This is a genomic window from Burkholderia sp. Tr-20355 (assembly GCF_017104685.1).
GTDB classification, from domain to species: Bacteria; Pseudomonadota; Gammaproteobacteria; order Burkholderiales; family Burkholderiaceae; genus Burkholderia; species Burkholderia seminalis.
Window position 1 is genome coordinate 62,429 of the sequence record NZ_JAAGPK010000019.1, and the last position, 17,268, is coordinate 79,696.

General features: G+C 68.5%; 20 protein-coding genes. 14 read left to right on the plus strand and 6 right to left on the minus strand.

The annotated features are described in order from the left end of the window. From G3N62_RS07495 to G3N62_RS07510, 4 genes are all read left to right on the plus strand, one after another. The gene (locus G3N62_RS07495) at window positions 1-759 is read left to right on the plus strand and encodes a TIGR00730 family Rossman fold protein (RefSeq protein ID WP_034185732.1); all 759 of its coding nucleotides are present in this window, start codon (window positions 1-3) and stop codon (window positions 757-759) included. A 390-nt stretch (window positions 760-1,149) separates the two neighbouring features. Next, the gene (locus tag G3N62_RS07500) at window positions 1,150-1,449 is read left to right on the plus strand and encodes a hypothetical protein (RefSeq protein ID WP_034185731.1); all 300 of its coding nucleotides are present in this window, start codon (window positions 1,150-1,152) and stop codon (window positions 1,447-1,449) included. A gap of 136 nt (window positions 1,450-1,585) precedes the next feature. Further along, a complete protein-coding gene (locus G3N62_RS07505) occupies window positions 1,586-2,578 on the plus strand; it encodes a helix-turn-helix domain-containing protein (protein WP_124609465.1) in 993 nt (330 codons plus the stop codon). Window positions 2,579-2,727: 149 nt separating this feature from the next. Next, window positions 2,728-3,291: a Tautomerase enzyme gene (locus G3N62_RS07510; protein WP_124668822.1), complete on the plus strand. Its 564-nt coding sequence runs from the start codon at window positions 2,728-2,730 to the stop codon at window positions 3,289-3,291. A gap of 90 nt (window positions 3,292-3,381) precedes the next feature. Here the strand turns inward: G3N62_RS07510 and G3N62_RS07515 are convergent, their stop codons facing one another. Next, entirely contained in the window at window positions 3,382-4,908 is a 1,527-nt protein-coding gene (locus tag G3N62_RS07515) for an AMP nucleosidase (protein ID WP_034185973.1), read from the minus strand. 129 nt (window positions 4,909-5,037) lie between these two features. Between G3N62_RS07515 and G3N62_RS07520 the strand changes: the two genes are divergently transcribed. The 5 genes from G3N62_RS07520 (at window position 5,038) to G3N62_RS07540 (ending at window position 8,558) form a co-directional block, all read left to right on the plus strand. Beyond that, a complete protein-coding gene (locus tag G3N62_RS07520; RefSeq protein WP_021160838.1) occupies window positions 5,038-5,433 on the plus strand; it encodes a hypothetical protein in 396 nt (131 codons plus the stop codon). A gap of 101 nt (window positions 5,434-5,534) precedes the next feature. Then, on the plus strand, window positions 5,535-6,533 hold the full coding sequence (locus G3N62_RS07525) for a homoserine kinase (RefSeq protein ID WP_034185729.1): 999 nt from the start codon (window positions 5,535-5,537) through the stop codon (window positions 6,531-6,533). Then, complete coding sequence (locus tag G3N62_RS07530) at window positions 6,524-7,333, plus strand: BPSS1780 family membrane protein (protein WP_034185728.1); 810 nt, start codon at window positions 6,524-6,526, stop codon at window positions 7,331-7,333. Before G3N62_RS07525 ends, G3N62_RS07530 begins: the two co-directional genes overlap by 10 nt. A 197-nt stretch (window positions 7,334-7,530) precedes the next feature. Then, a complete protein-coding gene (locus G3N62_RS07535) occupies window positions 7,531-7,983 on the plus strand; it encodes a MarR family transcriptional regulator (RefSeq protein ID WP_034185727.1) in 453 nt (150 codons plus the stop codon). A gap of 155 nt (window positions 7,984-8,138) precedes the next feature. Further along, window positions 8,139-8,558 carry an organic hydroperoxide resistance protein gene (locus G3N62_RS07540; RefSeq protein WP_034185184.1) on the plus strand — a complete coding sequence of 140 codons (420 nt, stop codon included), beginning with the start codon at window positions 8,139-8,141 and terminating at the stop codon, window positions 8,556-8,558. A gap of 107 nt (window positions 8,559-8,665) precedes the next feature. On the opposite strand, the gene G3N62_RS07545 is transcribed toward G3N62_RS07540, so the two are convergent. After that, window positions 8,666-8,842 (minus strand): DUF3563 family protein, encoded by a 177-nt coding sequence (locus tag G3N62_RS07545; protein WP_069245880.1) that lies wholly within the window; start codon window positions 8,840-8,842, stop codon window positions 8,666-8,668. A gap of 78 nt (window positions 8,843-8,920) precedes the next feature. Further along, window positions 8,921-10,030 carry a PHB depolymerase family esterase gene (locus G3N62_RS07550; protein WP_049028950.1) on the minus strand — a complete coding sequence of 370 codons (1,110 nt, stop codon included), beginning with the start codon at window positions 10,028-10,030 and terminating at the stop codon, window positions 8,921-8,923. Window positions 10,031-10,289: 259 nt separating this feature from the next. Here G3N62_RS07550 and G3N62_RS07555 point away from each other — a divergent pair, with 259 nt between their 5' ends. The 4 genes from G3N62_RS07555 to G3N62_RS07570 all read left to right on the plus strand — a co-directional run bounded on the left by G3N62_RS07555 (window position 10,290) and on the right by G3N62_RS07570 (window position 13,363). Continuing rightward, entirely contained in the window at window positions 10,290-10,988 is a 699-nt protein-coding gene (locus G3N62_RS07555; RefSeq protein ID WP_034185725.1) for a phosphatase PAP2 family protein, read from the plus strand. A 129-nt stretch (window positions 10,989-11,117) separates the two neighbouring features. Beyond that, window positions 11,118-11,918, plus strand: a complete 801-nt coding sequence (gene modA, locus G3N62_RS07560; protein ID WP_034185724.1) for a molybdate ABC transporter substrate-binding protein — start codon at window positions 11,118-11,120, stop codon at window positions 11,916-11,918. 10 nt (window positions 11,919-11,928) lie between these two features. Further along, on the plus strand, window positions 11,929-12,606 hold the full coding sequence (gene modB, locus G3N62_RS07565; protein ID WP_034185723.1) for a molybdate ABC transporter permease subunit: 678 nt from the start codon (window positions 11,929-11,931) through the stop codon (window positions 12,604-12,606). Window positions 12,607-12,661: 55 nt separating this feature from the next. Then, window positions 12,662-13,363, plus strand: coding sequence for an ATP-binding cassette domain-containing protein (locus tag G3N62_RS07570; protein ID WP_034185722.1), 702 nt, complete (start codon window positions 12,662-12,664; stop codon window positions 13,361-13,363). 167 nt (window positions 13,364-13,530) lie between these two features. Here G3N62_RS07570 and G3N62_RS07575 read toward each other — a convergent pair whose 3' ends face one another. The 3 genes from G3N62_RS07575 to G3N62_RS07585 all read right to left on the minus strand — a co-directional run bounded on the left by G3N62_RS07575 (window position 13,531) and on the right by G3N62_RS07585 (window position 16,557). Next, the gene (locus G3N62_RS07575) at window positions 13,531-14,367 is read right to left on the minus strand and encodes a TOBE domain-containing protein (protein WP_034185721.1); all 837 of its coding nucleotides are present in this window, start codon (window positions 14,365-14,367) and stop codon (window positions 13,531-13,533) included. A gap of 34 nt (window positions 14,368-14,401) precedes the next feature. Continuing rightward, entirely contained in the window at window positions 14,402-16,048 is a 1,647-nt protein-coding gene (locus G3N62_RS07580) for a CHAD domain-containing protein (RefSeq protein ID WP_124668821.1), read from the minus strand. Between the two features lie 125 nt (window positions 16,049-16,173). Further along, window positions 16,174-16,557 (minus strand): tautomerase family protein, encoded by a 384-nt coding sequence (locus G3N62_RS07585; RefSeq protein WP_034185719.1) that lies wholly within the window; start codon window positions 16,555-16,557, stop codon window positions 16,174-16,176. A 116-nt stretch (window positions 16,558-16,673) separates the two neighbouring features. Here G3N62_RS07585 and G3N62_RS07590 point away from each other — a divergent pair. Further along, window positions 16,674-17,268, plus strand: a 595-nt coding sequence (locus G3N62_RS07590; protein WP_206141217.1) for a LysR family transcriptional regulator, incomplete at its 3' end; no start/stop codon positions are given.

Genomic DNA, 17,268 nt, shown 5'->3' on the forward strand with positions numbered 1-17,268 from the left:
ATGAACAAGAGAAAAGTGATTCCGAGTCTGCGTTCGCTCGCAGATCAAGAACGCGCGACGGCCAAGAAGGCGCGCGCATCGTGGCAGATGTTCACGATTATGGCAGAGTTTATCGAGGCGACCGAGTACCTGTCGGAGATCCGCCCGGCTGTCAGCATCTACGGTTCTGCCCGCCTCAAACCCGACACGCCGCACTACAAGCTCGCGGTGCAGATCGCGCGCAAGCTGTCCGACGCCGGCTTCGCCGTGATCTCCGGCGGCGGCCCCGGCATCATGGAAGCCGCGAACAAGGGCGCGCACGCCGGCAAGGCGCCGTCGGTCGGGCTGAACATCGAGTTGCCGCACGAGCAGGCCGGCAACCACTACCAGGACATCTCGCTGCGCTTCCGCCACTTCTTCACGCGCAAGGTCACGTTCGTGAAGAACTCGGATGCGGTGATCGTGATGCCAGGCGGCTTCGGCACGCTCGACGAGCTGTCCGAAGTGCTCACGCTGATCCAGACGAAGAAGTCGCGCCTCGTGCCGATCATTCTGGTCGGCAGCGAGTTCTGGAAGGGGCTGCTGCAGTGGTTCCGCGACCAGCTGATCCCGATGGGCCTGATCAATCCGGACGACATGGATCTGATGCAGGTGATCGACGATCCCGACCAGGTGCTCGACGCGGTGCTCGCGTTCTACGAGGACAGCGGCGAGGAAGAAGGCTCGGACGACGACGGTCATCCGCCGCGGCCGGAAGAAGACCGGATGTTCTATCTGTAACGCATCCTTGGCAGCCGCCGGCCCGACGGCCGGCGTGCGGTTCGCCACGCGGCAGGCGGCGCCTCGGCTGCCTGCCGCGTGTCAGTTTGTAACGCACCGTTAATCCCGCTTTGCGGCCGCGTGCCGCCGAATGTCAAATTCGCACGGCCCGCGTGCCACGTTGCGGAGCGCCTGTCCGCACCCGCGGCTCGCCATTGTCAAATGGCGCTGGCGCATACCCGCACCCCGCCGCTGCCGGCCGGCAACCCTCCGTAACAAACCCGTCTCGCCTTTTCCGTCGCGTGCCCGCACACTGCATTCTGTCGGCGCGGCGTTCCCCCCGGTGGAACGATCCCCCTCGCTTCCATCGCGTCGTGCCGGCCTCTTTACAACGACATCACGGAAAAGAACATGCAACGCTCGCTGATCGCCCTCGCTTTCGCCGGCCTCGGCCTTTCGCTGTCCGGCCTCGCCCATGCCGTCAACGTCGACGTCAACATCGGCACACCCGCGCCGGTCGTCGTCGCGCCCGCGCCCGTCGTGGTCGCCCCGGCGCCGGCGGTCATCGTCGGCTGGCACGGCGACCGCTACTGGGACGGCCGCCGCTACTGGGAACGTCGCGAGTGGGAAGATCACCAGCGCTATCGCGGTCATGACGATCGTCGCGGTTATCACTGCCCGCCGGGGCATGCGAAAAAGGGCGAGTGCTGAGCGATATTGCACGTTCACCCGCTACGCACGGCCGTCCGCGCGCTTCGTCGCCGGGCGGCCGTTTGATTTTCGGCAGCCGATATCGCATGAGGCCGAATGGTAGGATTGCCCTCGTCCAGGGCCCCTTCCGCCACTCATGCCGCTCATCCGAATCTGGGCCGTCGACCACGCCCTCGCGTCCGGCATCGCCGCGCCGACCGACATCCTGACGGCGGCCAACCATCTCGCGTCGTCGATGCCGCCCGGCCACGCGACCGCGCCGTTCCGCTGGCGCGTCGAATCGGTCGATGGACGGCCCGTGCGCACGGCCTCCGGCCAGCTCCTTCCGGTCGACGGCGCAATCGACGGCGGCAGCCGCGCCGACGCGATCTGGCTCACGGGTCCGTTCGTCGCCGATCTCGACCGGCTGCTGGACCGGCCCGCACCGCTCGCCCCGCTGTTCGATGCACTGCGCCGGCAACACGCGCGCGGCACGCTGATCGCGACGTACTGCACCGGCGCGTTCCTGCTCGCGGAAGCCGGATTGCTCGACGGCCGCGTCGCCACGACGCACTGGTCGAAAGCCTCGAGCTTCCGCGCGCGTTATCCGGACGTGGCGCTACGCGCGTCGGACGTCCTGACCGAACAGGACGGCATCCTGTGCGGCGGCGCCGTCACGTCGTACCAGACTCTCGCGCTGCGGGTCGTCGACAAGCTGGCGAACGCGCGCCTGGCCGCGTCCGTCGCACGGCTCATGCTGATCGACGTGAACCGCGACTCGCAGGACTCGTTCATCGACCTCGACCGGATGGGCCACCATCGACACGACGATCCGGCCATCGCGCGCGCGCAACGCTGGATGGAAAAGCATCTGCGCGAGCCGTTCAGCCTCGCGCGGTTGAGCGACCACGTCGCGATGAGCGAACGCACGCTGCATCGCCGCTTCCGGGATGCGGTCGGCGCCCCGCCGCTCCGGTATCTGCAGACGCTCAGGATCGAAGTCGCGAAGCGGCTGCTCGCGGAAACGAAGCTCGCGATCGATGCGGTGTGCGAACGCGTCGGGTACGCGGACATCAGCGGTTTCCGGCAACTGTTCAAGCGCGAAACCGGTATCTCTCCCGGCGAATATCGTCGTCGTTTCGCGCGCTAGCCCGACTGAAACGGGCGCGGGACACGCTGTCGGGAATGGCATCGTCGAATGGCAGTTTCGCCACTTCGCGCGTCGGCATGCGGTTCATACACTGGATTCACGTCGCCGGAACCGGAGCGACGCCGCCTCCACCGAACCAGGACACCGCCATGCCGATGATCGACGTCACCCTCCCCGAAGGGGCACTCGCGCCGCACGCCGAAGCGCAACTGATGAACGAGCTGACCGGGACACTGATCCGTCACGAAGGACTCGATCCCGACGATCCGCGCGTGCGGGACGTGACCTGGATCTTCGTCCATCGGCCGGCGGCCGTATATCGCGCCGGTGCCGTCGCGCCTGCGCCGCTCTACCGGATCGTGCCGACCGTGCCCGAAGGACAGTACACGGACGCCGCGCGTGCGGCGCTGATCGCCGACGTGACCGCCGCCGTCGCACGCGCGGAAGGTGCGGCGGTCGACGCCGTCGCGACACGCGTGTGGGTCTTTCCAACGGAAATCGACGACGGCTGCTGGGGTAGCCGCGGCACGGTGCGTCGCCTGCCGGACATCATGGAGTATTTCGGTGGCGCGACATTGCGGGCGCTCGGGGAACAACGCCTGGCGACCAAGCGGCGCGCGGATGCGGGCCGGGTCGTCGATGCCGTGCGCGATTCGATGCGGGAAATGGATCGGAACGGGTTTCACGAACCGGCTGCCGGCGTCGTTCGCTGACGGCGGTTGGCAGAAGGAAAGCGGCCGTGCCCCGGTAGGCGGTTGCGTCGACCATCGCGACGCGCATCCTGGACGGGGCCGGCATTTACGTCACTGAAACGCCACTTCCGCAAAGCTCCGCAGCTTGCGGCTATGCAGCTTGTCGAGCCCGTTGGTCCGCAGGATCTCCATCGCCCTCACGCCGATCTGCAGATGCTGGTCGACCTGCCCGCGATAGAACGTGTCGGCCATGCCGGGCAGCTTCAGCTCGCCGTGCAGCGGCTTGTCCGACACGCACAGCAGCGTGCCGTACGGCACGCGGAAGCGGAAGCCGTTCGCGGCGATCGTCGCGCTTTCCATGTCGAGCGCGATCGCTCGGCTCTGCGACAGCCGCTGCACCGGCTCGCGATGATCGCGCAGTTCCCAGTTGCGGTTGTCGACGCTCGCGACCGTACCCGTGCGCATCACGCGCTTCAGTTCCGCGCCCTCCAGCCGCGTGACGTCGGCCACCCCGCGCTCGAGTGCGAGCTGCACTTCGGCCAGCGCCGGAATCGGCACCCACAGCGGCAGGTCGTCGTCGAGCACGTGATCCTCGCGCACGTAACCGTGCGCGAGCACGTAATCGCCGAGACGCTGCGTGTTGCGCAGCCCCGCGCAGTGGCCGAGCATCACCCACGCGTGCGGACGCAGCACCGCGATGTGATCGGTGATCGTCTTCGCGTTCGACGGACCGACACCGATGTTGACCATCGTGATCCCGCTGCCGTCCGCGCGCTTCAGGTGATAGGCGGGCATCTGCGGCAGGCGCGGCGGTGCGGCGCCCTCGGACGGCTCGCTGCCGAGGTTCGCGTTGTACGTGACGACATCGCCCGGCTCGACGAACGCGCTGTACTGGCTGCGGTAGGCGCGCACCTCGGGATCGTCGCTTTCCGTCATCACCGTGCGGCCCAGCTTCACGAATTCGTCGATGTAGAACTGATAGTTCGTGTAGAGCACGTAGTTCTGGAAGTGCGTGGGCGACGTCGCCGTGTAGTGACGCAACCGGTGCAGCGAGAAATCGACGCGCGCGGCCGTGAACAGCGCGAGCGGATGCGGCTCGCCCGGCGCCGGCTCGAACGTGCCGTTGACGATACGGTCGTCGAGATACGACAGGTCGGGCGTGTCGAAGATGTCGCGCATCGCGAGCAGGCGGTCGCGGTCGAGCTCGCCCTCGAGATGGATGCCTTCCGGAAACGCGAAATGAATCGGAATCGGCTGCGACGACACGCCGATCTCGATCTTGACATGGTGGTTCTTCGACAGCAGGCGCAACTGCTCGCGATAGTAGTTCGCGAAGAGATCGGGGCGCGTGACCGTCGTCTCGAACACGCCCGGGCCCGCGACGAAACCGTACGAGCGGCGCGAATCGACGTGCGTGTTGACGTCGGTGCGGATCCGCACGAACGGATAACACGCGCGCACGTGCTCGGTAATCGGTTCGTGGCGGCGATAGCGCGCGAAGGCGTCGCGCAGGAAACCGGTATTCGTGTCGTAAATCGCGGACAGCCGCGCAACGGCGGCGATCGGGTCGTCGAAAGCCTCGACCGACGGGCTGTCGGGCGACAGCACGCGGTGCCGGCGGCTCAAATCGTTCTTCATTTTCATCACCTCGTCTGATCGAACGACATTACCACGGAACCCGGTCACCCTTGTGGCCGGCCCTGCGCACGCCAGGGCCGGATGGCGCGCAGTATTTGCTAAAATCGGTAGGTTCACTGGAGACTCATCATGAAGCCGCTCATTCTCGTCGTCGCTGCCGCCGCGTTTGCCGCCGCCAGCGCCGCTTACGCCGCCGGCGGCACGCCTGACGCCGACGCGCAGGCCCGGGCCGAGGCCAACGAGGCCGCCGGCCTGCCCGATCTCCGCAAGATCAACCGGCCGGGCGCCGAAGTCACGTCGAAAGTGGACTTCGCGGACATCCGCCGCACGCCGAGCTTCCACGAAAAGAGCAAGAACGGCACCGAGGTCACCGAGTACCGCGACCGCGGCAAGCCGGTCGAGATCGACGTGAAGTCGAATTTCGGCACGCGCTACCAGATGAGCTCGACGCCGGACACGTCGCCGAAGCCGCACGACGCGGGCATCCCGATCACGCGGCTGCCGTCGCTGAATCTGCGCTACTGATTCCGTGGCCCGCCGCATCGTTCGCGGCGCGCCGCCCCCCTTCACCTGCTGTCGCGACGCACGCCGCCCGCGTGCCGACACCCTGACCTGACGCATCCCGCATGGCCGTTTTCACTGCTGTTTCCGACTCCGATCTCGCGCAATGGATGCGCCACTACGAACTGGGCGACGTGCTTGCGTTCCGCGGCATTCCGTCCGGTATCGAAAACAGCAATTTCTTCCTGACGACGACGCGCGGCGAGTACGTCCTCACGATCTTCGAAAAGCTCTCGGCGCAACAGCTGCCGTTCTACCTCGACCTGATGCGCCACCTGGCCGGCCACGGCGTGCCGGTGCCGGACCCGATTCCGCGTGACGACGGCGCGTTGTTCGGCGAGCTGCACGGCAAGCCGGCCGCGATCGTCACGAAGCTCGACGGCGCGGCGGAACTCGCGCCGGGGGTCGAACACTGCATCGAGGTCGGGCAGATGCTCGCGCGCCTGCACCTCGCCGGGCGCGACTATCCGAACCACCAGCCGAACCTGCGCAGCCTGCCGTGGTGGCAGGAAAACGTGCCGGCGATCGTGCCGTTCATCACCGACGCGCAACGCGCGCTGCTCGAAGGCGAGCTCGCGCACCAGGCGGCCTTCTTCGCGTCGGACGACTACGCGGCGCTGCCGGCCGGCCCTTGCCATTGCGACCTGTTCCGCGACAACGTGCTGTTCGCGCACGCGGCGCCCGGCACCGGCCACGACGTGCGGCTCGGCGGCTTCTTCGACTTCTATTTCGCCGGCTGCGACAAGTGGCTGTTCGACGTCGCGGTGACGGTCAACGACTGGTGCGTCGACCTCGCGACCGGCGTGCTCGACGCTGCGCGCGCCGATGCGCTGCTGCGCGCGTACCAGACCGTGCGACCGTTCACGGCCGAGGAGCGGCGCCACTGGAGCGACATGCTCCGCGCGGGCGCGTACCGCTTCTGGGTATCGCGCCTGTACGACTTCTACCTGCCGCGTGCGGCCGAGATGCTCAAGCCGCACGACCCCGGTCATTTCGAACGCATCCTGCGCGAGCGCATCGCGCATACGCCCGCGCTTCCCGAGATCCAAACCGCATGCAACTGATCGAAGTGCCCGCCAAAACGGGCTATGTCTGGTTCCGTCAAGGCGTCTGGCTGTTCCGCCGGAATCCGCTCGCCTTCATCACGCTGTTCTTCACGTACCTGCTGGCGATCACGCTGGTGTCGATGGTGCCCGTGATCGGCTCGGCGCTGCCGCTGGTCTTCATCCCCGGCATCGCGGTCGGCTTCATGGCCGCGTGCCGCGACACGGTGGCCGGCAAACCCGTGATGCCGACGATCCTCGTCGACGGCTTCCGCTCGTACGGCACCGTCGCGACCCAGCGGCTGCTGGTGCTCGGCCTGATCTACGTCGCGTCGATGGTGCTGGTGTTCGCCGCTTCGTCGTTCGTCGACGGCGGCGCGCTGTTCCACGTGATGATGGGCGCGGCCGACGAAGCCAGCGCGACGCCGGAATCGCTGGCCGCGCAAGGCACGCTCGGCGCGCTGTTTTTCGCGACGCTGCTCTATCTGCCGGTCGCGATGCTGTTCTGGTTCGCGCCGGTGCTGGTCGCATGGCATGACGTGCCGCCCGCGAAGGCGCTGTTCTTCAGCGTCGTCAGCTGCTGGCGCAATCGCGGCGCGTTCGTCGTGTACGGCATGCTGTGGTTCGCCGTCGCGCTCGGCACGTCGCTCGCGCTGTCGCTGCTGCTGCAGGCGCTCGGCGCCGGCGCCTACGCGCTGACGATCATGATGCCGGTGACGATCATCATCGTCACGATGCTGTACTGCTCGTTCTACGCGACCTATCGCGGCTGCTTCGGCGTGCAGGAGCCGGGCGCGCCGACGGCCACGTCGGGCCGCTGACACCCCTGGCCGGCGCACGGCGCCGGCCGGCACGCCGCTCATCGCGCCGGGTCGCCACCCCGGCGCACCGCCGATCTCCCCTTTCCCGCCTCCACTACCGGCAAACCCTCGCCGGGCGCCCCCTGTTCAATGCGATTTTTTGCGCGCAAAATAATTTGTGTGCAAATTGTTTGCGCGTCTACCGCGCCCTTCGACTCATGGACCGCCTACCCGCCCTGCCCCAGACGCTCGACGAGCAACTGTGCTTCGCGCTGTACTCGACTTCGCACGCGATGACGAAGGCGTACAAGCCGCTGCTCGACAAGCTGTCGCTGACCTATCCCCAATATCTGGCGATGCTCGTGCTGTGGGAACGCGACGACATCGCGGTGAAGGACATCGCCGCGCGGCTCGATCTCGACCCGGCGACCGTCACGCCGCTGCTCAAGCGGCTGGAGGCACTCGGTTACGTCGAACGCGTGCGCAGCGCAGCCGACGAACGCGTCGTGAACGTGCGCGTCACGCCGCAGGGCCGCGCACTGAAGGATCGCGCACGCTCGGTGCCCGCCGATCTCTTTTGCGCCATGCAGCAGACGCCCGAATTCCTGATCCGGCTGCGCGCCGACCTCCAGCAGTTGCGCGACGCGCTGTCGGCCGCCAACGAACGCTGATACGCGCACGCCGACCGACCGGCCCGGCGCTGCCGGGTTTTTTCTTGCAAATTTCATTTGCACACTAATGATTAGTGTTCTATATTTTGTGCGTGGCCGGCGACATCCCGTTTGACCGGACCGCTTTTCCTCTTTTCCCGACAAGGAGCTGCACGATGAACATTCTGTACAAGACCAGCGCCACGAGCACGGGCGGCCGCGACGGCCGCGCGGTTTCCGCCGACAACAAGCTGGAAGTGAAGCTGGCCGCGCCGCGTGAACTCGGCGGCACGGGTGCGGAAGGCACGAATCCGGAGCAGCTGTTTGCCGCAGGTTACTCGGCCTGTTTCCTGAGTGCGATGAAATTCGTCGCCGGCCAGAACAAGCAGGCGCTGCCGGCCGATACGCAGGTCACGGCGGAAGTGGGCATCGGCCCGAACGACGCCGGCGGCTTCGGGCTCGACATCGAGCTGCGCGTATCGCTGCCCGGTCTCGACAAGGCCGACGCGCAGGCGCTGGTCGAAAAGGCCCACCACGTGTGCCCGTATTCGAACGCCACGCGCAACAACGTGCCGGTGCGCCTGACGGTCGTCTGACGCGACGCAGGACCGCCCACGCAAAAAGGGCGCGTGCGGCCACTTGCCGCACGCGCCCTTTTGCGCGATTCGTCGAAACGGCAGGCCAGCGTGCCCGCCTGCGCTGCTTAGCGCGAGCCGATCGAGTACGGGCGATTCATCGCCGCTTCGCGATCGATCTTGCGCATGCGGAATTCGAGATCGTAGATGTCGGTGGCATCGGCCAGGTACGCGTCGGCGCGCTCTTTCGCGGCCTTTTCGGCGTTCTTGGTCAGCATCAGGAAGAGGTGGCTCAGCAGGTACATGGCGATCTCGCTTTCAATGGTCTTGGACTAGGGTTTTCCCGAATTATAGGGAAAACCCTAGGCTTTGGCCAGCGTTGCTTAGACGATGCGTCGTTCGGTCGCCACAGTCCGTTGATTCGCCTCGAAAAAAGCCCAGATCATCGCGCTCGCATCGGGGCCGACCGCCGCATGAAACGCCACGGCTTCGTCGCCGCCGGCCCACGCATGATCGAGCCCTTTTACGTGACAAAGCCGCACGACCGGCTCGCCGTCGCGGCAGACGTCGGTGATCTGCGCGCCTGCTTCGCGCGTCTCGACGCGCTCGCCGCCGCGCAGTGCGCCGCGGGCATCGGCCAGCCCGTTCAGGCGCATGAACTGCACCGTCAGCTGGTCGGCGTTCTTCGGCGCGACGACGTGATCGCCGTCGCCCTGGACGATCAGGGCGGGCATGCCGGGATACGCGGCCACATCGACCAGCGCGTCGATCACCGCGGCCGGGTTCTGCCGCAGGCCGCGCCGCATCACGTCCATCGCCGTGATGCCCGAATTCGCCTCGCCGAGCGCGGGGCCCGAGTGCAGCGCCACCGCCGCGAAGCGGTCCGGATGGTGCAGCGCAAGAAGCGACGCGAGCCCCGCGCCGGCCGACAGCCCCGCCACGTAGACGCGCGACGCATCGAAACCGTGTTCGTCGACGAGCGCATCGACCAGCGACGCCACCGCGTTCGCCTCGCCGCGGCCCGCGCGGTCGGTATCTTCATACCAGTGCCAGCAGCCGTGCGCGTGCGCCCGCAGCGACTGCTCCGGATACAGCACCGCGAAACCGTGCTTGTCGGCCAGCAGGTTCATCCGCGTGCCCTGCACGAATTCGTCGACGGACTGCTGGCAGCCGTGCAGCATCACGACGAGCGGCATCGCGCCGCGCCGGCGGCCGGGCGGCACATACAGGCCGTACGCGAGATGCTGGACGAGGCGCCCGAGCGCGGGCGCCATCGGGTATTCGCCGCGCGTCCACTCGCCCGCCGCCCATGCGGCGGCACGCGGGCGCACGCGCGATTCGCGTGGCGGGGACAGATCGGATGCGGCGGGAGAAGCCGCAGCCTCGAGTGCGTCGCGTGTGATGCGCTGTGCATCGCGCGCCGCGCGCTTCGCGGCCGGAGAGAGCATGCGTTTCATGCCGCCCAGCCACACCTTGGTCAGACTTTTGGTCATCGATCGGGCTCGCAGTCAGGAAAAATAGGGGCACCATGAAGGCGCCGCAACGGATGCATCGTTCGACTTTGTGCAATGCACCATAACATTGTTTCCAGGATTTTTCCTGCATGCGCGTCGTTCCCGGCGGCGCAAAAAACGGGCCGCATGCACACGCGGCGCTATACTGGGGTTTCGCCGCTTGTATCCGTTGTAGTCGTTCTTCCAGGCTCGCGCGTTGATTTAAGCATTCTCCCCGCCTTCGTCCGTCCCCTTCCCGATGTTCGACCTGTCGTCTCACCTGTGGATCATGATCACCGCGTTCGGCGGCGCCGGCCTGACCTTGCCGCTCGCGATCACGATCGCCGTCTGGCTGGCGCTCGGTTACTCGTGGCGGCGCGCGGCCGCATGGCTCGCCGTGCTGGCGGCCGCGATCGGCGTGGTGGCGCTCACGAAGATCGCGTTCCTCGGCTGGGGCATCGGCATCCGCGCGTGGGATTTCACGGGGTTCAGCGGCCACGCGATGCTGTCGACGTCGGTGTATCCGGTCGCGATCTTCCTCGCGCTGATCCGCACGCGCACGCCGGTGCGAATCGCCGGCATCGCACTCGGGCTCGCGGCCGGCATCGCGGTCGGCGTGTCGCGCGTCGCACTCGACGCGCATTCGCCGTCCGAATCGATCACCGGCTGCATCGTCGGCGCGATCGCCGCGCTCGCGTTCATTGCCGGCTCGTGGCGCGCGGTGCCGCACCGCTGGTCGGTGCCGGCGGTCGTCGCGAGCCTCGCGATCGTCACCGTCGCGCTGCACGGCATCACGGTGCCGTCGCATCGCTGGGTCACCAAGGTCGCGCTGCAACTGTCCGGCCACGAGCGCCCGTTCGTCCGCGCGCGCTGGAAGGCCAACCCGAACTACCATCCCGCGTCGCAGCCGTCGTCGCTGCAGCGCACCGAATCGTCGGCGCACGCGCTGCGCACGTGACGGGCCGCCCGGCCGCCCCGTTCCAGGTCTGACCATTTCATGCGCGCCGTCGCATGAGCGGTATGTCGAGCGTTATAACCCGCCCTATATTACGATTACGGTTTCCACCCATTCAAAAACGAATCCGCCATGCGCCCGACCGTCCGTCCGCTTCGCCGCACCCTGCTCCGCCTGCTGCCGATCGCCACGCTTGCCGCCGCCGGCATCGCGTTCAGCGCGCCCGCTTCCGCCGCCGACGAACTGGTCGTTTCGGCGGCCGCCAGCCTGACGAATGCATTCAAGGCCGTCGGCGAGGCGTACGAGAAGCAGCACCCGGACACCAAGGTGCTGTTCAACTTCGGCGCGTCGGACGTGTTGATGCAGCAGATCGCCAAGGGGGCGCCGGCCGACGTGTTTGCGTCGGCCGACCAGAAGGCGATGGATCGCGCGGTGGACGAAAAGGTGATCGCGCCCGGCACGCGCCGCGATTTCGCGGCGAACTCGCTCGTGCTGATCGTGCCGGCGGACAGCCGCACGGCGGCACCGGCGTCGCTGAACGACCTGACGGCCCCCGGCGTGAAGCGCATCGCGTACGGCGACCCGGCATCGGTGCCGGTCGGCCGCTACACCGAAGGCGCGTTGCGCGCGGCCGGCGTGTGGGACGCCGTCAGCGCGAAGGGCGTACTGGCCGCCAACGTGCGCCAGAGCCTCGACTACGTCGCGCGCGGCGAGGTCGACGCGGGCTTCGTGTTCGGCACGGACGCCGCGATCATGCCGGGCCGCGTGAAGGTCGCGCTGACGGTGCCGACCAGGACGGCCATCACCTACCCGATCGCCGTGGTGAAGGACAGCCGGCACGCGGCGCAGGCGCAGTCGTTCATCGACTTCGTCGCGTCGCCGCAGGGCCAGGCCGTGCTGTCAACGTTCGGCTTCAAGCCCGCGGGCAAGTGAGCGGCGCGCGATGCAAGACGCCTGGGTACCGCTGCTGCTGTCGCTGAAGGTTGCCGGCTGGGCAACCGCGCTCGACATCGTGCTCGGCGTCGCGGCCGCGTTCGTGCTCGCGCGCTGGCGCTCGCCGCTGCGCGATGTCGTCGATTCCATCCTGACGCTGCCGCTCGTGCTGCCGCCGACGGTACTCGGCTATTACCTGCTCGTGCTGCTCGGTCGGCGCGGCGTGTTCGGCGCGTGGCTCGACGATCTCGGCATCGAGCTGGTCTTCACGTGGCAAGGCGCGGTGATCGCGTCGATGGTCGTCGCGTTTCCGCTGATCCTGAAGTCGGCACGCGCCGCGTTCGAGGGTGTCGATCCGCATCTCGAGCGCGCCGCGCGCACGCTCGGGCTCGGCGAGGTCGCGGTGTTCTTCCGCGTGACGCTGCCGCTTGCCACGCGCGGCATTCTCGCGGGCGCGCTGCTCGCGTTCGCACGCGCGCTCGGCGAGTTCGGCGCGACGCTGATGATCGCGGGCAACCTGCCCGGCCGCACGCAGACGCTGTCGGTCGCCATCTACGCGGCCGTGCAGGCCGGCGACGACCACACGGCCAACTTCCTCGTGCTCGTGACGTCGATCACCTGCATGCTCGTGCTGCTCGCGACCGGCTGGCTCGTGCCGTCGCGCGCCCGACGGAGCCAGCCGACATGAAGCGCATGCGCCGTCCGTCTCGCTCCGCGGCCCGATCGTTGCGGCGGAGGCCCGCATGAGCCTCGTCGTCGACATCCGCAAGACCTACGCAAACGCCGAGCGCCGCTTCACGCTCGACGTGTCGTTCACCGCGACGACGCAGCGCGTCGTGCTGTTCGGGCCGTCCGGCGCGGGCAAGAGCATGACGCTGCAGGCGATCGCCGGACTGCTGTCGCCCGACGAAGGCGCGATCACGCTGAACGGCGAGGCGCTGTTCGACGCCGCGCGCCGCATCGACGTGCCGACCCGCGACCGCCGCGTCGCCTACCTGTTCCAGGACTACGCGCTGTTTCCGCATCTGAACGTGCGCCAGAACATCGCGTTCGGGCTCACGTCGGGGCTGCGCAATCCGCGCGCGAAGACGGTGCCGCCCGAGGTCGCGTACTGGCTGCGCGCGTTCGACCTGGAAACGCTCGCGGGGCAGTATCCGTCGCAGCTGTCGGGCGGGCAGAAGCAGCGCGTCGCGCTGGCGCGCGCGCTGGTCGCGCAGCCGCGGATCCTGCTGCTCGACGAGCCGTTCGCGGCGCTCGACGGCGCGATGCGCCAGCGCATGCGCCACGAGCTCGCCGAGCTGCAGGCGCGGCTCGATATCCCGATGGTGCTGATCTCGCACGACCCCGACGACGTCGCCGCATTCGGCGACCAGGTCGTGCAGTTGAGCGAAGGACGCGTGCAGGCGGCCCCGCCGCACGCCGGGTGGCCGACGCGCGTCAGCTGAGCGCGCGAGGCCGTGGTCGCGGCAGGCGGGTGGGCGCCTGAGAGAAGCCGCGCGGCGCGGCACCGGCTGAAAACGGAAACGAAGTCGGTGCCGTGCACGTGCCGTGCGACGCCGGCTTCGCCCCGTCCGTCGCGCGATCTTCGACGCGCGCCGCCCGAGCCGCTGCGTCAGCCCGTCACCGCGAGAATCACGCTCGACGCCTTGAACAGCGCGATCGCCGGCCGGCCCACGTCGAGTTGCAGCGCCGCGACGCTGTCGTGGGTGACGACCGCCGTCAGCGTCCCGCCACCGTCGAGCGCCAGCGTCACCTCGCTGTTCACCGCACCCGCCACGACGGCTTCCACGCGGCCTCTCAGCTGGTTGCGCGCGGACACCTTCAGGTCGGGCCCGCCATCGTCCACCGCCAGCACGACCCACGACGCCTTCACCAGTGCGCAGGCCTCCGCGCCTTCGCGCAGGCCGAGCGCCTCGGCGCTTTCGTGCGTGAGCACGGCAACGACCGGCTGCCCGCCGGGCAGCGTCAGCGTCACCTCGTCGTTGACCGTGCCGCGCACGATCGACGCAACCTTGCCGAACAACTGGTTGCGCGCGCTGGTCTTCATCCCGATCCGGCCGATCAGCGCCCAGTCGACGTCGAAACCGGCGACGGCCGCGCTCGCGGCCTCGATGAAGCGGCGATGCTCGCGCTCGATCGTGCGGAACGCGGCGATCAGCGACGTCGCGCGCGGCGTCAGCGTCGTGCCGCCGCCGCCCTTGCCGCCCGTCGAACGCGCGACGAGCGGTTCGCCGGCAAGATTGTTCATTGTGTCGACCGCATCCCACGCGGCCTTGTAGCTAAGGCCGACGGCCTTCGCCGCGCGCGTGATCGAACCGGTATCGCCGATCGCCGCGAGCAGCGCGATGCGCGTTGCGCCGCCGAGCGTCTGCTCGCCGGCGCGCAGCCACAGCTCGCCGCCCAGTTCGAGCGGTTCGGCGGACGGGGAAGCGTGCGGTGCGTCGGTCATCGGGCGGCGTATGGGAAACGGGCGGTCATTATAGTCAGCGCGCCGCTCGGCCCGGCTTGCCGTCGAGCTTCGGCGGCCGCAGGCCGGCCAGCAGCGCCTCGGCGTCGCGCGCCGCGCGCTGTTCGAGCGCCGCGCCGTAGCCGCGCACGAAACCGAGCTGGTATGGCGGCGCGCCCAGTTGCTCGAGGTGATGCAGCGCGACCATCGCGTCGTTCGCTTCACCGAGCACGCTCTGCACGCGCGTGAGCGTCTTGACCGTTTCGCTGCGCGTGCGGCGCGACGCCAGCGACGCGAAGAATTCGAGCGCATAGCGCAGCCGCTTCGCATCGATCCGCACCTGGTGGCGCGCGGCCGTATCGAGCGACGTGAGCGACGGCGACGCGTAGAGATGGCCGAACAGCCGGCGCACGCGCTTGGCCGCATGCCGCCGCAGCGGCGGCGCGTCGCCGCCCTCGGCTGCCGGCAGCGCGAGCGTGCTCAGCCATTCGAGCCAGCCGAGCGTCAGCCGAGCGTAGCGGGCCGAATGCAGCGCCTGACGCAGCTCGACACGCGCGGTCGTCGACTGCGCGCGTGCCGCGTCGAGCGTGCCGTCCCAGTCGCCGTCGCCGCCGTCGGCCGCGATCAGCGCGGGCAGGCTTTCGGTCGAAAACACGTCCCAGTCGCGCACCGTGCCGAGCAGCCCGGCGAGCCAGCGCAGGTCGACGCCGAGCGTGTCGCGCCACTGGCGGTCGGCAAAACGCGGGAAGAAGCGCATCAGCGTGCGCAGGCGGCGCAGCGCGACGCGCATCTGGTGGACGAATTCGGGATCGTCGCGCTCGAGCACGCCGCCCTCGTTGCCGAGCCACTGCGCGGTGATGTCGCCGGACAGCGCGAACAGCGCGGCGCGCTGCGTGCGGATGCCGGTCAGGTCGACCGGTTGCGCCTTGACCAGCCCGCCGGCCACCGGGCCGCCCGCGCAGGCGCGGTCGATCACGCTCGTCAGTTGCACGAAGGCGGGCCACGCGCCGCTCAGCTCGCGCGCCGCGGCAAACAACGCGTGCAGCGCGGCCGTGCGCGCGGCGACGGTTTCCCAGTCGGGTGCGGCAAGCCGCAACTCGACGTAGCGGCGCGGCGGCTCGCCGCCGCCGGACAGCGTGATGTCGTCGAGCGTCATCTCGACCACGACGCCGCCGTCGTCGGCCCACCGCCCGCGCCGCCGTTCGCTGACGAGGCGCAGCGCCGGCGCATCGGGCTGTACGCACGCCGCCGGGAGCGCGGCGGCGTCAGGCGCGACGCCGTCGACTTCGCCCGTCGGTGCGTCGGCATCGGCTGCGGTCGTCGTCACGGATACCGGCAGCGGCATCGCAACGACGATGCCCGCATGCTCCGCATCGAACAGTTCGCGCGCGGTGACGCCGGGCGCGAACGCCTTCGTGCGCGACGCGACGACACGCCTGCCGTGCGCGTTCGATTCGACCCAGGTCCACCAGCTTGCGCCGGGGCTCGCCTCGGCCTCCTCGATCTGGCACGGCTCGATCGTCACGCGTTCATGACCCCGCCGCATCCGCACCTGCGGGCAGATCCGCCACGCGCGCACGAGCTCGGCGCCGAAGTCGCGCTGCGTGCCGCGGGCGCGACCCGCGGGCTTGACCGGCCACCCTTCCAGCGACAGCGACAACACGATTTCCAGCACACGCGACATGAAGGCTCCTGCACAAGAAGAATCGCCGGCGCATCGACCCCGCCGGCGTCGCCCGTGAAGCAGCTTCCATAGTACACGCCGTCAAATCGTGCCGGCGGCGATCTGGCCCTGTCGCCTGTCGGATATCAAACGGCGTATTGCGCGAGGCCGTTGCCGAACGACCAGTCCTCCTTCAGCACCTCGACGAGACTGATGAATACGTCCTGCTGGCGCACGCCGGGCTGCTGCGAGAGGTTCTCCGCGATCGTCCGGTACAGCGCCCGCTTCTGCTCGAGCGTGCGCGTGTTGTTCGCGGTGATCTGGATCATCACGAGATCGTCGCTGCGCTCGATGTCGAGGTAATGGCGGCCGTACACGAAGTTCTCGGCCGCATGCTCGGTCACGACCATGAAGATGTCGTCCTCGGGCACGTTGAAGGTCTGCATCAGCGCGCGATGCACGCCGTCGACGAGCGCCGCGCGGTAGGCGGCCGGTTTGCCTTCGCGTACGGCGATACGGGTGAATGGCATGGTCCTGCTCCTGTCGGTGAAGTTGACGTGGAAAAAACGGAAACACGACATCAGGTTAGGTGCGCCGAACTATAATGAACAGTCATTGACGGATATTTCATTCATTTACACTTGAAATGAAAGTACTCGATCTCGATGCGGTCCGTGCGTTCGTACTGGTCGCCGATCTCGCCAGCTTCACGCGCGCCGCCGATGCGCTCGGCACCACGCAATCGGCCGTCAGCCTGAAGCTGAAGCGCCTGGAGGCCCATCTCGGCAAGCCGCTGCTGGCGCGCACGCCGCGCGTCGTCAAGCTGGCGGCCGACGGCGAGAACTTCCTGCCGGCCGCCCGCGCGCTGCTCGACGCGCACGAGCACGCGCTCGGCGCGATCTCGGCCGGTACGTATCGCCTGTCGCTCGGCGTCAGCGAGCACGTCGCGGTGCCCGACCTGCCGGCGGTGCTCACTAGCCTGCATCGGCAGGACCCCGGGCTGTCGCTGGAAATGCATCTCGGGACGTCGACGAACCTGCTCGCGCAATACGACGAACGCCGGCTCGACGCGGCGATCGTGCGGCACGAGCCGGGCGAGGATCCGCCGCGCGAAGACGGCACGCTGCTGTTCACCGAACCGCTGGCCTGGCTCGCCGCACCGGACTGGGCACCGCGCGCGGGCGAGCCGCTGCCGCTCGCGGTGCTGGCCGGCCCGTGCGGCGTGCGGGCCGAGCTCGGAG

Excerpts from the sequence above, each read along its gene's own strand:
- modA (WP_034185724.1), top strand. The coding sequence starts at position 11,118 with ATGCGCCCGACCGTCCGTCCGCTTCGCCGCACCCTGCTCCGCCTGCTG.
- G3N62_RS07495 (WP_034185732.1), top strand. The coding sequence starts at position 1 with ATGAACAAGAGAAAAGTGATTCCGAGTCTGCGTTCGCTCGCAGATCAA.
- G3N62_RS07520 (WP_021160838.1), top strand. The coding sequence starts at position 5,038 with ATGAAGCCGCTCATTCTCGTCGTCGCTGCCGCCGCGTTTGCCGCCGCC.
- G3N62_RS07555 (WP_034185725.1), top strand. The coding sequence starts at position 10,290 with ATGTTCGACCTGTCGTCTCACCTGTGGATCATGATCACCGCGTTCGGC.
- G3N62_RS07505 (WP_124609465.1), top strand. The coding sequence starts at position 1,586 with ATGCCGCTCATCCGAATCTGGGCCGTCGACCACGCCCTCGCGTCCGGC.
- modB (WP_034185723.1), top strand. The coding sequence starts at position 11,929 with ATGCAAGACGCCTGGGTACCGCTGCTGCTGTCGCTGAAGGTTGCCGGC.
- G3N62_RS07570 (WP_034185722.1), top strand. The coding sequence starts at position 12,662 with ATGAGCCTCGTCGTCGACATCCGCAAGACCTACGCAAACGCCGAGCGC.
- G3N62_RS07525 (WP_034185729.1), top strand. The coding sequence starts at position 5,535 with ATGGCCGTTTTCACTGCTGTTTCCGACTCCGATCTCGCGCAATGGATG.
- G3N62_RS07530 (WP_034185728.1), top strand. The coding sequence starts at position 6,524 with ATGCAACTGATCGAAGTGCCCGCCAAAACGGGCTATGTCTGGTTCCGT.
- G3N62_RS07535 (WP_034185727.1), top strand. The coding sequence starts at position 7,531 with ATGGACCGCCTACCCGCCCTGCCCCAGACGCTCGACGAGCAACTGTGC.
- G3N62_RS07550 (WP_049028950.1), bottom strand. The coding sequence starts at position 10,030 with ATGACCAAAAGTCTGACCAAGGTGTGGCTGGGCGGCATGAAACGCATG.
- G3N62_RS07585 (WP_034185719.1), bottom strand. The coding sequence starts at position 16,557 with ATGCCATTCACCCGTATCGCCGTACGCGAAGGCAAACCGGCCGCCTAC.
- G3N62_RS07500 (WP_034185731.1), top strand. The coding sequence starts at position 1,150 with ATGCAACGCTCGCTGATCGCCCTCGCTTTCGCCGGCCTCGGCCTTTCG.
- G3N62_RS07540 (WP_034185184.1), top strand. The coding sequence starts at position 8,139 with ATGAACATTCTGTACAAGACCAGCGCCACGAGCACGGGCGGCCGCGAC.
- G3N62_RS07545 (WP_069245880.1), bottom strand. The coding sequence starts at position 8,842 with ATGTACCTGCTGAGCCACCTCTTCCTGATGCTGACCAAGAACGCCGAA.
- G3N62_RS07515 (WP_034185973.1), bottom strand. The coding sequence starts at position 4,908 with ATGAAGAACGATTTGAGCCGCCGGCACCGCGTGCTGTCGCCCGACAGC.
- G3N62_RS07510 (WP_124668822.1), top strand. The coding sequence starts at position 2,728 with ATGCCGATGATCGACGTCACCCTCCCCGAAGGGGCACTCGCGCCGCAC.
- G3N62_RS07580 (WP_124668821.1), bottom strand. The coding sequence starts at position 16,048 with ATGTCGCGTGTGCTGGAAATCGTGTTGTCGCTGTCGCTGGAAGGGTGG.
- G3N62_RS07575 (WP_034185721.1), bottom strand. The coding sequence starts at position 14,367 with ATGACCGACGCACCGCACGCTTCCCCGTCCGCCGAACCGCTCGAACTG.